Raw genomic sequence first — 12,543 nt, 5'->3', positions numbered from 1 at the left:
GCATCACGGGATGTCCTGCTGGTGGGGCGGCACGATGCCGAGGCGCTTCATGCGCCGGTAGATGGTCGGTCGCGACAGCCCGAGTTCCCGGGCCACGGCACTGATGTTCCAGCGCTGCCGGCGCAGGGCTTCCTGCAGCGGGTCTTCGCCGCGGCGCGGACGGGGGGCCGTGCCCGCGCTGCCCTGGGGAGATTGCGCCGCCGGGTGGGCCAGGTGGCCGCTGGTGCACTCCTCGGGCAGGTCGCCGACCACCACTTCGTCGCCCTCGCAAGTGGCCAGGGCATAGCGCAGGGCGTTGTGCAGCTCGCGGATGTTGCCCGGCCAGGGGTAGGCGAGCAGGGCGCTCATGGCGTCGCCGCGCAGTCGCACCCGCTGCCCGCCGCGCTCGGCCTGCAGGTCCTCGAACAGCCGCCGGATCAGGTAGTCCTGGTCGGCCCGCTCGCGCAGCGGCGGCAGTCGCAGGCTGGCGCCGTTCAAGCGGTAGAAGAGGTCCTCGCGGAAGCGGCCCAGGTCGATCAGCCCGCGCAGGTCGCGGTGGGTGGCGGCCACCACCCGCAGGTCCACCTTGAGTGGCCGGCTGGCGCCGACCGGCAACACCTCCTGCTCGGCCAGCACGCGCAGCAGCCGGGTCTGCAGCTGCAGCGGCATGTCGCCGATCTCGTCGAGGAAGAGGGTGCCGCCGTCGGCCTGGGCGATCAGCCCCTTCATGCCCTTGCTGCGCGCTCCGGTGAAGCTGCCCGGCTCGTAGCCGAACAGCTCGCTCTCGATCAGCGACTCGGGCATGGCGGCGCAGTTGATGGCCACGAAGGGCTTGTCGCATCGCCGGCTGGACTCATGCAGGGCCCGGGCCATGCGTTCCTTGCCGGTGCCGGTCTCACCGACGACCAGGATGTTGATCGGCTCGTTGCGCAACCTGGCGGCCCGGGTCAGGGTGTCGCGCATCGCCGGGTCGTCGTCCGCCAGCGACTCGAGTGGAGCCAGGCTGGCGTCGTGTGGGCGGCCCTGGCCACTCGCTGGTCGGCGCCGCTGGGGCTCGATCAGGGTTGCGAAGTGCAGCTCGTGGTGGCGGTGGGTATGGAAGGCCCGCACCCGGTCGTCGCCGTAGTGCTGGCTGTCGAGGATATCGTCGATCTCGGCGTCGAGCAGGTCCTGGATGTTCCAGGCACGGAAGGGCCGTGCCTCCCCGGGGCCGGGTAGTGGCAGCTCGTGGTGGCGCAGCAGCTTGCGCCCGGCGGTGTTGGCCGCCACCAGGGTGCCGTCCTCCTCGATGGCGATCAGGTAGCGGCGGTTGATCTGCACGAACTCGCGGGAGCGATCCAGGCAGACGAGGTGGTAGCCACTGTAGCGTTTCAGGAAATAGGCATCCTCGATCATCCGGGCATAGTGCTTGACCACTTGCAGCGCGAAGGTCTGGGAGGCCTTGGACTCGGGAGACTGGTAGGCGGAGATGTCCAGTACCGCCAGCAACTGGCCGTCGGGATCGAAGATCGGCGCCGCGGTGCAGGTCAGGCGGATGTGGTGGGCGCTGAAGTGGTCGCTGTGATGACAGGTCAGCGGCACCCGCTCCTGGATGCAGGTGCCCACCGCGCAGGTGCCGGCGTGCTCCTCGCTCCAGTCCGAGCCCAGGTAGAGCCCGGTGCGTTGGTGCTCGCGCTGCGCGTCGCGAGAACCGAGAAACTGCACGGCGATGCCCCGCGCATCGGTGAGCAGCACCACGTAGTCGAGCGGCGTCACCTGACGATAGAGCTGTTCCACGCCGGCCCGCGCCACCTGAATCAGGGCATCGGCCTGATCCTGGTGCTCGCGCAGGGTGCGATCGGGCACATAGCGGGGCGGGCTGGGAGCCGCGGGATCGAGGCCGAAGCGGTCGATGCAGCGGCGCCAGGATCGTTCGATCACCGCATCCTCGCTGCCATCGGGGTGATCCAGGGAACGCAGGATGGTCGCGACATGATCTCGCTGTGTCTGGGCGCGCTGTGCTTGGGCGGTGTTCATGGTCATGGCCTTTCGTCGGCATACCGGCCTGGCATGGTGTTGTCGTTGTCGTGCCCTTAAAGGTACGACCCCGCCACGTCCGGGAAGATGCGACCTTCGTCGCCCCCCCTTTACAGGTGTAAACAGCGCTGTATCGCGGCCTGTAAACGCCCTTGTCACATTCAGTGTAACCCCCGGCATTCCACCTGCCCCTTAGGTCTCGCCTTTCCGCTCGTCTTTCGCGAATAATTTCCTTTAAAAACAATGAAATGTCGTTTTTTCGTCATGTTCTGGCACGAAAGCTGCCATGGAGGGGTGTGCGGCCGAGAGGCCGCCCTGGCTGACCACAAGCGCGACGAGTGCGTCGCACAACAACAGGAGCCATGCCATGACGACCTCCCCCAAGACGGCGCTGCTCAGCCGGCGTCGCTTCCTCAGCCTCTCCGGGCAGAGCGCGCTGCTCGCCGGCGGCCTGGCGCTCGGCGCCGGTGGCCTGTGGCCGCGCTGGGCCCTGGCCGAGCCCGACCTGGCCGCCGGCCTGCTGCGCATGGGGCGCGATATCTACCCCCATGAGGCCATCGCCGACCGCTACTACCTGGCGCCCCTCGAGCCGCTGCTGGAGAGCGACCGGGCGCTGATCGCCGACGGCCTGGCCGACCTCGACCGCCGCGCTCGCCAGGCCCATGGCAAGCGCTACGGCGACCTCGAGCGGGAGGACGACCGGGTGGCGCTGCTGCGCGAGATCGAGGACGGCGACTTCTTCCAGACGGTCCGCAACACCCTGGTGGTGGGGCTCTACGACAACCCGGAACTGTGGCAGCCGCATTTCGGCTACGAGGGGGCGTCCTGGCAGCAGGGCGGCTACCTGCACCGCGGCTTCAACGACCTGGTGATCGACTGGCTGTAAGGGCGCTGGCCACCGACAAGCACAACGACAATGAGGAGACACGCCATGACGACCCGTTTCGCCCATGACGACGACGGTGTGGTGGTGATCATCGGCTCCGGTGCCGGCGGCGGCACCCTGGCCCACGCGCTCGCCAAGAAGGGCATCAACAGCGTGGTGCTGGAGGCCGGCAAGCGCTACCAGATGAACGACATCGAGAACGACGAGTGGGAGATGTTCAAGAAGATCTCCTGGCTCGACGAGCGCATCACCGCCGGGCCCCGCCAGCTCACCGAGACCTTCCCCGGCCTGCCGGCCTGGATCGTCAAGGGGGTAGGCGGCAGCACCATCCACTGGGCCGGCGTCTCGCTGCGCTTCCAGCCCCACGAGTTCCGGCTGCACAGCGAGGTCGGCGACATCAAGGGCGCCAACCTGCTGGACTGGCCGCTCTCCTTTGAGGAGCTCGAGCCCTACTACGTGCAGGCCGAGCGCCACATGGGGGTGACCGGCGACTCCACCGGCATGCCCTACCACCAGTGGAACAACAACTTCAAGGTGCTGGCCGCCGGCGCCGAGCGTGTCGGCTATACCCAGCTGCGCGCCGGGCCCATGGCCATCAACACCGAGGAATACGATGACCGCGGGCGCTGCATGCAGGCCGGCTTCTGCATGCAGGGCTGCCGCTTCGGCGCCAAGTGGTCGACCATGTACACCGACATCCCCCGCGCCGAGGCCACCGGCCACTGCGAGGTGCGACCGCGCTCCATGGCGCTGACGATCGAGCACGATGACCAGGGGCGCGCCACGGCGGTGGTCTATGCCGACGGCGACGGCAATCGGCATCGCCAGCGCGCCCGGGCGGTGTGCGTGGCCGGCAACTCCATCGAGTCGCCGCGGCTGCTGCTCAACTCCCATTCGTCGGTGTTCCCCGAGGGCCTGGCCAACTCCTCCGGGCAGGTGGGGCGCAACTACATGACCCACGCCACCAGCTGCATCTTCGGCGTGATGCCCAAGCCCGTGCACATGCATCGGGGCACCACCTTCGCCGGCATCATCTCCGACGAGGCACGCCTCGACCGTTCCCGGGGCTTCGTCGGCGGCTACACCCTGGAGGTGATGTCGCTGGGCGTGCCCTTCTTCGCCAAGTTCATGGATCCCACCCACGCCGGCTGGGGCCGCGACATCACTTCCGCCCTGGACAAGTACGACCACCTCTCCGGGGTGTGGATCTGCGGCGAGGACCTGCCGGTGGAGGCCAACGGCATCAGCCTCCACGACACGCGAAAGGACCAGCACGGCCTGCCGGTGCCGATCGTCTACAAGGGCGACCACCCCAACGACGAGAAGCTGCGCCGCCACGGTGAGCAGCAGGCCACCAAGTGCTACGAGGCCGCCGGCGCCGAGCGCATCTTCCACGTGCCCGACTTCCCCACCAGCCACAACGTGGGCACCAACCGCATGAGCGCGCGGCCTGCCGACGGCGTGGTCAACAAGTGGGGCCAGACCCACGACATCGACAACTTGTTCGTCTCCGATGGCAGCCAGTTCACCTCGAGCGGCGCCGAGAACCCGACCCTGACCATCGTCGCCCTGGCGCTGCGCCAGGCCGACCACATCGCCGCGCGCATGCAGCGCCGCGAACTCTGAGCGGAGGACTCCCCATGCAACCGACCCGCGACCAACGGCTGTGGATGTATCGCCAGATGATGACCAGCCGCTACCTCGAGGAGCGCATCGAGACGCTCTACATGGAAGGCAAGACGCCGGTGTTCAACATGGCCAAGGGGCCGATTCCCGGCGAGATGCATCTCTCCAATGGCCAGGAGCCCTGCGCGGTGGGCGTCTGCGCCCACCTGGGCGCCGAGGACATCGTCACCGCCACCCACCGGCCCCACCACATCGCCGTGGCCAAGGGCGTCGACCTGGACGCCATGGTCGCCGAGATCTTCGGCAAGGCCACCGGGCTCGCCGGCGGGCGCGGCGGTCACATGCACCTGTTCGACGAGCAGGTGAACTTCTCCTGCTCGGGGATCATCGGCGAGGGCCTGGGCCCGGCGGTGGGCGCGGCGCTTTCCAGGAAAATGCAAGGAAAATCTGGAGTTGCCGTGGCCTTCATGGGGGAGGGCGCCGCCAACCAGGGCGCCTTCCACGAGGCGCTGAACCTGGCCGCCGTCTGGCGGCTGCCGGTGGTGTTCGTCATCGAGGACAACGCCTGGGGCATCTCGGTGGCCAAGCAGGCCTCCACCGCCGTGCCGCGCAACGACACCCGCGCAGCGGCCTATGCCATGCCGGGCCACCACGTGGCCGACAACGACGTGGACGGCGTCTTCGCCGCGGCCGGCGAGGCCATCGCCCGGGCCCGGAAGGGGCAGGGCCCGAGCCTGATCGAGATCGAGACCTCGCGGCTGGCCGGCCACTTCATGGGGGATGGCGAGGACTACCGGCCCGAGGGCGAGAAGGCCGGCCTGCAGAGCCGCGATCCCATCCCGCGCTACCGGTCGGCGCTGCTCGAGGCCGGGCTGCTCGATGCGGCCGCCGACGCCGGCCTGGTCGACGAGGCCCACGAGCGCGTCGAGTCCGCCATCCGCTTCGCCCAGGACAGCGACTTCCTGCCCCCTGAGGCGGCGCTGGATCGCGTCTTCGTCTGACGTCCCGGAATGAAGCCACAACAACAAGCAGGAGCAATGCCATGAACACGATGCAAGCAGCGGTCTGGCACGGCCGCCAGGACGTGCGTCTCGAGACGGTGCCGCGGCCCGCCGCCCCGGCGGCGGGCTGGGTGACGGTGCGGGTCCACTGGTGCGGGATCTGCGGCTCCGACCTGCACGAGTACCTGGCCGGGCCGGTGTTCATCCCGGTGGAGGCCCCGCACCCGCTCACCGGCATGCAGGGGCAGTGCATCCTCGGCCACGAGTTCTGCGGCGAGATCGTCGCCGTGGGCGAGGGCGTCGAGGGGCTCGCGGCCGGCCAGCGGGTCGCCGCGGATGCCTGCCAGCACTGCGGCGAGTGCACCTACTGCCGGGAGGGACGCTTCAACCTCTGCGAGCAGCTGGCCTTCACCGGGCTGATGAACGATGGCGCCTTCGCCGAGCTGGTCAACGTGCCCGCCGACGTCATCTATCCGCTGCCCGAGGGCTTTCCCATGGAGGCCGGGGCGCTGATCGAGCCCCTGGCGGTGGGCATGCACGCCGTGCGCAAGGCCGGCCGAGTGGCGGGGCGCACCCTGGTGGTGGTCGGGGCCGGCACCATCGGCCTGTGCACCATCCTGTGTGCCCGGGCCGAGGGGGCCGAGCGGATCATCGTCCTGGAGATGTCGGCGGCCCGCAAGGCCAAGGCCCGGGAAGTGGGGGCGGACCTGGTGCTCGATCCCGGCGAGTGCGACCCCATCGCCGAGATCCAGGCCCTCACCGGCGGCCTCGGCGCCGAGCTGGCCTTCGAGTGCATCGGCCACAAGGACACCGCCAAGCTCGCCATCGACACCGTGCGCAAGGCCGGTCGGGTGGTGATGGTGGGCATCTTCGAGGAGCCCAGCGCCTACAACTTCTTCGAGCTGGTGGCCACCGAGAAGGAGGTGGTCGGCTCGCTGGCCTACAGCGGCGAGTTCGCCGACGTGATTCGCCGCATCGACGAGGGGGCGATCGACGTGGCGCCCCTGATCACCGGTCGCATCCGCCTGCCCGAGATCATCGACAAGGGCTTCGAGGAGCTGGTCCACCGCAAGGACCAGAACGTCAAGATCATCGTGCAGCCCGCCTGAGGCGGGCCGCGACGCCACCATCGAGGTGAACGACATGACCACTACCACTGCGACACGCAAGCTGACCATCGCCCGGGCCATGGCCGAGGCCACCGCCCAGGCCATGCGCGCCGACCCGTCGGTCTTCGTGATGGGCGAGGACGTGGGCCCCCTGGGCGGGGTCTTCGGCAACACCCGCGGGCTGCATGACGAGTTCGGTTCAGACCGGGTGCGCGATACCCCGATCTCGGAGACCGCCTTTATCGGCGCCGCCGTGGGCGCGGCTTCCGACGGCATGCGTCCCATCGTCGAGCTGATGTTCGTCGACTTCTTCGGCGTGTGCATGGACGCCATCTACAACCTGATGGCCAAGAACACCTACTTCTCCGGCGGCCGGGTCAAGGTGCCCATGGTGCTGATGACCTCCACCGGCGGCGGCTACTCCGATGCCGGCCAGCACTCCCAGTGCCTCTACGCCACCTTCGCCCACCTGCCGGGCATGAAGGTGGTGGTGCCGAGCAACGCCCATGACGCCAAGGGCCTGATGACCGCGGCGATCCGCGACGACAACCCGGTGGTCTTCATGTACCACAAGGCGTTGCAGGGCATGGGCTGGCTGGGCACCGAGAAGGGCGCCACCGTGCCGGTGCCTGCAGAGGCCTACAGCGTCGAGATCGGCAAGGCGGCGGTGGCCAGGGAGGGCCGGGATCTGACCCTGGTCAGCCTGGGCGCCGGCGTGCACCACTGCCTGCGCGCCGCCAAGGCCCTGGAGGCGGAGGGCTTCGACGCCGAGGTCGTCGACCTGCGCAGCCTGGTACCGCTGGATCGCGAGACGGTGCGCGCCTCGGTGGCCAAGACCGGGCGACTCATCGTGGTCGACGAGGACTACCACAGCTTCGGCGTCAGCGGCGAGATCATCGCCAGCGTGGTCGAGCACGATCATCGCCTCAAGGCTGCCCCGGCCCGGGTCGCCTACCCGGACATCCCGATCCCCTTCGCGCCGACGATGGAGCAGTGGGCCCTGCCCAATGCCGACAGGATCGTCGCCGCTTTCCATCAGATGCTGCGCAACCACTGAACGAGGAGACACTCATGACTACCGCGATTACCGTACCCGATGACCTCTGGGAAGGCGACGGCGAGGGCGTGATCACCGCCTGGCTGGTCGACGATGGCGCCGAGGTCGCCCAGGGCGACCTGGTGGCCGAGGTGATGGTCGAGAAGGCTCAGTACGAGATCGAGGCCCCGGTCTCCGGGGTGCTGACCATCGCCAAGCAGGAAGATGAAGTGGTCGCCAAGGGTACCCCCATCGCCAGCCTGGACGCCTGAGGAGGCCCGCCATGCCACTCGATACCCAGACGAACGCCGCTCCCGAGGGGGCGGCTCACCCGGCCGAGCCCCGCGAGATTCCGCTGCGCGGGATGCGCGGCATGATCGCCACCCGGATGCGCGAGAGCCTGCAGTCGTCGGCCCAGCTGACCCACCATGCCAACGCCGAACTCGGCGCCGTGAAGGCCCTGCGCGCCCATTGCCGGGCCACCGGCCTGCCGGCGCCCTCGGTGCAGGACGTGCTGTTGCGCCTGGTCGTGCAGACACTTGGCGAGTTCCCGGCGCTGAACGCGACCCTGGAGGACAACTGCATCACCCAGTACCCCGGGGTGCATCTGGGGCTCGCCGTGCCGTTGCCCGACGACCTGCTGGTGGCGCCGGCGCTGTTCGATGCCCAGGCCATCGGCCTGGGGGCGCTCCCCAGGGCGCGCCGCGAGCTGGTGGACAAGGCCGGCGCCGGCAAGCTCGGCGTGCGCGAGCTGACCGGTGCCACCTTTACGGTGTCCAACCTGGGGCGCTCCCGGGTGCACCATTTCACGCCCATTCTCAACGTGCCCCAGGTGGCCATCCTGGGCATCGGCGGCAGCGAGTGGCGGGCGCTGCCGGACAAGGACGGCGGTGTACGGCTGGCCGAGGTGATCGGGTTGTCGCTGACCTTCGATCATCGCGCGGTGAACGGGGCGCCGGCAGCGGCCTTTCTCGATAGACTGGGAGAGCGCATCGAGGCGCTCGCGCCCGATGCCTTCGATCACGAACTGACCCAGTGACCCGGGGGAGACCATGGCAGGCCCACTCGATTTCTCCAGCATGACCCTGCAACACCCCACGGTGGAGGAGGGGCTCGTGGCCGAGGAGGCCCTGCTCGACATGGTCTGCCAGGGCGAGGCGTCGCTCGGCTGGCTCGCCTGGTCGCCACGCGACCGTGGCTTGGTGATGCCACGCCGGCACGAGCGCCTGGCGGGCTTCCCCGAGGCCCGCGACCGGTTGGTCGAGCAGGCCTGGCCGATTCGCTTTCGCTCCACCGGCGGCACGCCGGTGCCGCAGAGTCCGTCGGTGGTCAACCTGGCCTTGGCCGTGCGCTGCCATGTAGGGGGTTCGGCGGCCCATCTGGAGTGGGGCTATCACCGGCTGGGCGACCCGTGGTGTGACTGGCTCGCCGACCTCGGCGTGACCTCGGCCGATCTGGGCCCGGTACCGGGCGCCTATTGCGACGGGCGATTCAACGTGCGCATCGGCGGGCGCAAGCTGGTCGGCACCGCCCAGCGCTGGCGCCGGGTGCGGGGGTGTCGCGACATGGCGCTGCTGGTCCACGGCGCCATGCAGGTCGGCGATACCCCCGAGGCGCTGGTCGCCGTGGTCAACGCCTTCCAGGACGCCATCGACGACCCCCAGCGTTTCCAGGCGGCGAGCCATGTCGCCCTGCGCGACGTGCTGCCCGACCTGGACCTCGAGACCGCGATTCCCGGGCTGCTGAAGCGCCTGGTGACGAGCAAGGATGTCGCGCCGATCTGAGCCGCTGGCGTGCGCGAATCAGGCGCGCCTGGTTTCACACAGGCAGGACCACTCCAACATCGCGTGATGGCGGGATCGTGCCACCAGACGGGATGACGCGCCGTGGTCGATGACCCGGGTGTTGCCGGGATGTCCCGGCAACGTCGTGTCGTGGTCCAACAGTCAAGGTGACCGTCTGCGACATGGCGAGATCCCCCGGTGATGTGAATCTCGTGGGTAAAGTCGGGCTACGCTGATGGGAAGCATGCTTCGGGGGGCACGAGATGGCCAAGCGGGGCACCATGCCGAGCCTGCAAGGGCTGAGTCGACGCCAGATGCTGCGTTTCGCCGGGGTGGCCGCCGTCGCGTCACTCGGGGGCCGGACGGGCGGCGTCACGGCTTCGGTCGGCGATACCGGTGGGGCGCCACCCTTCTGCGTCGCCAGGCCACGCCAGACGGAGGGCCCCTACTACGTGGATGCCCGGCTCGAGCGCAGCGACCTTCGCTCGGACCCCACCGATGGGACTCGCAAGTCGGGCGTGCCGGTGGCGCTGGCGTTTCACGTCTTCCGGTTCGCTGAGGACGCCTGCACGCCGCTGGCCGGAGCCGTGGTCGATCTCTGGCAGTGCGACGCCCTGGGTGTCTATTCGGGCGTGCAGGACGTGGCAGGACGCTTCGATACCCGTGAACAGCGCTTCCTGCGCGGCTATCAGGTGACGGATAGCCGTGGCATGGCCCGGTTCACCACCCTCTACCCCGGCTGGTATTCGGGGCGGGCCGTGCATATCCACTTCAAGATTCGCACCGCCCCCGAGGCCGACCTTGGCCTGGACTTCACCTCGCAGCTGTACTTCGACGACGCCCTGACCGATCGGGTGCACCAACAGGCCCCGTATGCCGAAAGGGGGTCACGCAATGTGCGCAATGACGGAGACGGCATCTACCGTCGCAGTGGTGGAGACGAGCTGGTGCTGGATCTGACCGAAAGCGGGGAGGGCTACAGGGGGGCCTTCCGTATCGCCCTGGAGATGCGCTGAAAGTGCAGGCGGTCGGGGCAGGGATGTCATCGGGGCTGCCAGGGAAGGTGACTCGCGCCCGGGCCATGGTGCAGCTAGGCGTCGGGTGGTCCCTTGAGCTCGAGGGTGTTGCCATCGGGGTCCTGGAGGTGGAGCGAGGGGCCCGTCCCTTCGGCCCCGTAGCGCGGCTTGGTCTCGCCGACCTCGACGCCGTGGGCGGCCAGGTGGCGACGGATCGCCGCCTCGTCGAAGGGGGCGAGGCGCAGGCAGAAATGATCCAGGTTATGGCCATCCCGGTCGGGTGGCGGTCCGCCGCGGCGGCCCAGGGGGCCTTCCACGGGCACCAGGTCGATCAGCGCGTCGCCCGCCCGCAGCTGGATCAGACCGAGCGCGTCCTGGCGCTTCTCCAGCGTGCAGCCCAGCACCTCGCAGTAGAAGGCGAGCATGCGTTGCTCGTCGCAGATGCGCAGCACCAGATGGTCGATCCCGCGGATGGGCAGCATCACGGCACCTCGCCGGGCTTCGGTGGGTCGTCAAGGAGACTATGGCGCAGGCCGATGCATTCCACCAGGGGAGCCTCACCCTTGGTCCCGGCCAGCGCTGGCGGCGGGTGCAACGGCCGCTGACGCCGTGACGCTCGGTACTATATTGAAGGCAGAGGACTAATGTGCAGGACGATGAGGGCGTGCCGAGGTGGCACCCGGGGCCGGTGGCGCTTCGGACACCGAGCGGGAGGCCGGCGTCATGTTGGCGAGTGCGAGGATTCAGGCTTGGCGGACGCCGCTGCGTGGGCGGCTCTTCTCTCCGGAAGATGAGGGCTATGACGAGGCTCGACGGGTATTCAACGGCATGATCGACTCGCGGCCCGCCGCCATCGTGCGCTGTGCCGGCGTGGCCGACGTGATGGCGGCCCTGGGCTTTGCCCGCGAGGCCGGCTTGCCGGTGGCCGTGCGCGGCGGTGGCCATGGGGTGACGGGTAGCGCCGTCGGCGAGGGTGGCCTGGTGGTCGATCTGTCGGCGATGAGGAGCGTGCGTGTCGATCCACGGCGGCGAACGGCGCGAGCCGAGGGGGGCGCCACTTGGGGCGACTTCGATCACGAGACCCAGGCCTTCGGGCTGGCCACCACCGGCGGCATCGTGCCCTCGACCGGCATCGCGGGTCTCACCCTGGGCGGGGGAATCGGTTATCTCAACCGCAAGTACGGTCTTGCCTGCGACAACCTGCTGTCGGCCGATGTGGTCACGGCCGACGGCCAGTGGCTCACGGCCAGCGACGACGAGAATGCCGAGCTCTTCTGGGGCCTGCGCGGCGGGGGCGGCAACTTCGGCGTGGTGACGTCCTTCGAGTACCGGTTGCATCCCGTCGGGACCGTGCTCGCCGGCGAACTGGTCTTTCCGCTGGATCGCGCCAAGGAAATGCTGCGCTTCTATCGGGACTGGTCCAGCGCAGCGCCCGATGAGCTGAGGGCGGATGCCACCCTGCTGTTGGGCCCCGAGGGGCCAGTGCTGGACATCATCGTCTGCTGGTGCGGGGAACTCGAGGAAGGCGAGAGGGTGGTACAACCCTTGCGCTCGATGAGCGCTCCCCTGCTCGATACCATCGCGCCCGTCCCCTACCCGGTGGTGCAGAACCTGCTGACCGAGGTCTTCCGACCGGGGCTGCGGCACTACTGGAAGGCGGGCTTCATGCGGACCTTCAGCGATGCCGCCATCGAGGCGATCGTGGACAGCTTCGCCGATGACGTGCCATCCCCCTTCGCCGCGATCGCGATCGAGCACCTGGGCGGGGCGGTCGGCCGCGTGGAACCACAGGACACCGCCTTCGCTCATCGGCACGCCCAATACAGCGTGCTGGTATTGCGCATGTGGCAGGATCCGGCCGATTCCAGCGCCAATATCGCGTGGGGACGCCGCTGCTTCCACGCTGCGGCGCCGTTCCTGGACGAGGGTGCGTACGTCAATTACCTGGCCGACGAGGGGGAAGCGCGGGTCCGGGCCGCCTACGGGGGCAACTACGAACGGCTCGCAGCGTTGAAGCGTCGCTATGACCCCGCGAATCGGTTCCGCTTCAACCAGAATATCCCCGCCTCAACCGTCTCCTGAGCGGCGGT

Annotated in this window: 12 protein-coding genes; 10 read left to right on the top strand and 2 right to left on the bottom strand. The window is 69.0% G+C overall.

What is annotated here, in order from left to right; translation table 11 throughout:
- Positions 1-3 precede the first annotated feature (3 nt).
- Positions 4-2,001 (bottom strand): sigma-54-dependent Fis family transcriptional regulator, encoded by a 1,998-nt coding sequence (locus EKG36_RS03620; protein WP_246007424.1) that lies wholly within the window; start codon positions 1,999-2,001, stop codon positions 4-6.
- A 361-nt stretch (positions 2,002-2,362) separates the two neighbouring features.
- On the opposite strand from EKG36_RS03620, the gene EKG36_RS03615 reads away from it, so the two are divergent.
- The 9 genes from EKG36_RS03615 (at position 2,363) to EKG36_RS03575 (ending at position 10,453) form a co-directional block, all read left to right on the top strand.
- Complete coding sequence (locus tag EKG36_RS03615; RefSeq protein ID WP_126481112.1) at positions 2,363-2,881, top strand: gluconate 2-dehydrogenase subunit 3 family protein; 519 nt, start codon at positions 2,363-2,365, stop codon at positions 2,879-2,881.
- Positions 2,882-2,926: 45 nt separating this feature from the next.
- Positions 2,927-4,507 carry a GMC family oxidoreductase gene (locus EKG36_RS03610; protein WP_126481110.1) on the top strand — a complete coding sequence of 527 codons (1,581 nt, stop codon included), beginning with the start codon at positions 2,927-2,929 and terminating at the stop codon, positions 4,505-4,507.
- A 14-nt stretch (positions 4,508-4,521) separates the two neighbouring features.
- Positions 4,522-5,508, top strand: a complete 987-nt coding sequence (locus EKG36_RS03605; RefSeq protein WP_126481108.1) for a thiamine pyrophosphate-dependent dehydrogenase E1 component subunit alpha — start codon at positions 4,522-4,524, stop codon at positions 5,506-5,508.
- A 41-nt stretch (positions 5,509-5,549) separates the two neighbouring features.
- The gene (locus EKG36_RS03600; RefSeq protein ID WP_246007423.1) at positions 5,550-6,617 is read left to right on the top strand and encodes a 2,3-butanediol dehydrogenase; all 1,068 of its coding nucleotides are present in this window, start codon (positions 5,550-5,552) and stop codon (positions 6,615-6,617) included.
- A 34-nt stretch (positions 6,618-6,651) separates the two neighbouring features.
- Positions 6,652-7,674, top strand: a complete 1,023-nt coding sequence (locus tag EKG36_RS03595) for an alpha-ketoacid dehydrogenase subunit beta (RefSeq protein WP_126481106.1) — start codon at positions 6,652-6,654, stop codon at positions 7,672-7,674.
- A gap of 14 nt (positions 7,675-7,688) precedes the next feature.
- On the top strand, positions 7,689-7,925 hold the full coding sequence (locus EKG36_RS03590) for a biotin/lipoyl-containing protein (protein WP_126481104.1): 237 nt from the start codon (positions 7,689-7,691) through the stop codon (positions 7,923-7,925).
- A gap of 11 nt (positions 7,926-7,936) precedes the next feature.
- Entirely contained in the window at positions 7,937-8,692 is a 756-nt protein-coding gene (locus EKG36_RS03585; protein WP_126481102.1) for a 2-oxo acid dehydrogenase subunit E2, read from the top strand.
- 13 nt (positions 8,693-8,705) lie between these two features.
- Positions 8,706-9,437 carry a lipoyl protein ligase domain-containing protein gene (locus tag EKG36_RS03580; RefSeq protein WP_126481101.1) on the top strand — a complete coding sequence of 244 codons (732 nt, stop codon included), beginning with the start codon at positions 8,706-8,708 and terminating at the stop codon, positions 9,435-9,437.
- A 281-nt stretch (positions 9,438-9,718) separates the two neighbouring features.
- On the top strand, positions 9,719-10,453 hold the full coding sequence (locus EKG36_RS03575) for an intradiol ring-cleavage dioxygenase (RefSeq protein ID WP_185827472.1): 735 nt from the start codon (positions 9,719-9,721) through the stop codon (positions 10,451-10,453).
- Between the two features lie 74 nt (positions 10,454-10,527).
- Here EKG36_RS03575 and EKG36_RS03570 read toward each other — a convergent pair whose 3' ends face one another.
- Positions 10,528-10,935, bottom strand: coding sequence for a VOC family protein (locus tag EKG36_RS03570; RefSeq protein ID WP_126481097.1), 408 nt, complete (start codon positions 10,933-10,935; stop codon positions 10,528-10,530).
- Between the two features lie 241 nt (positions 10,936-11,176).
- Here EKG36_RS03570 and EKG36_RS03565 point away from each other — a divergent pair, with 241 nt between their 5' ends.
- Positions 11,177-12,535, top strand: a complete 1,359-nt coding sequence (locus EKG36_RS03565; protein WP_126481095.1) for an FAD-binding oxidoreductase — start codon at positions 11,177-11,179, stop codon at positions 12,533-12,535.
- The last annotated feature ends 8 nt before the right edge of the window (positions 12,536-12,543 follow it).

This window comes from Halomonas nitroreducens (assembly GCF_003966155.1).
Classification (GTDB): domain Bacteria; phylum Pseudomonadota; class Gammaproteobacteria; order Pseudomonadales; family Halomonadaceae; genus Halomonas; species Halomonas nitroreducens.
Note: the sequence above shows the minus strand (reverse complement) of the source record. Positions and strands in the feature narration are given on the sequence as shown.

Bases quoted from the DNA above. Each gene is read 5' to 3' on its own strand.
- EKG36_RS03620 (WP_246007424.1), bottom strand. From the start codon at position 2,001: ATGACCATGAACACCGCCCAAGCACAGCGCGCCCAGACACAGCGAGAT.
- EKG36_RS03615 (WP_126481112.1), top strand. From the start codon at position 2,363: ATGACGACCTCCCCCAAGACGGCGCTGCTCAGCCGGCGTCGCTTCCTC.
- EKG36_RS03610 (WP_126481110.1), top strand. From the start codon at position 2,927: ATGACGACCCGTTTCGCCCATGACGACGACGGTGTGGTGGTGATCATC.
- EKG36_RS03605 (WP_126481108.1), top strand. From the start codon at position 4,522: ATGCAACCGACCCGCGACCAACGGCTGTGGATGTATCGCCAGATGATG.
- EKG36_RS03600 (WP_246007423.1), top strand. From the start codon at position 5,550: ATGAACACGATGCAAGCAGCGGTCTGGCACGGCCGCCAGGACGTGCGT.
- EKG36_RS03595 (WP_126481106.1), top strand. From the start codon at position 6,652: ATGACCACTACCACTGCGACACGCAAGCTGACCATCGCCCGGGCCATG.
- EKG36_RS03590 (WP_126481104.1), top strand. From the start codon at position 7,689: ATGACTACCGCGATTACCGTACCCGATGACCTCTGGGAAGGCGACGGC.
- EKG36_RS03585 (WP_126481102.1), top strand. From the start codon at position 7,937: ATGCCACTCGATACCCAGACGAACGCCGCTCCCGAGGGGGCGGCTCAC.
- EKG36_RS03580 (WP_126481101.1), top strand. From the start codon at position 8,706: ATGGCAGGCCCACTCGATTTCTCCAGCATGACCCTGCAACACCCCACG.
- EKG36_RS03575 (WP_185827472.1), top strand. From the start codon at position 9,719: ATGCCGAGCCTGCAAGGGCTGAGTCGACGCCAGATGCTGCGTTTCGCC.
- EKG36_RS03570 (WP_126481097.1), bottom strand. From the start codon at position 10,935: ATGCTGCCCATCCGCGGGATCGACCATCTGGTGCTGCGCATCTGCGAC.
- EKG36_RS03565 (WP_126481095.1), top strand. From the start codon at position 11,177: ATGTTGGCGAGTGCGAGGATTCAGGCTTGGCGGACGCCGCTGCGTGGG.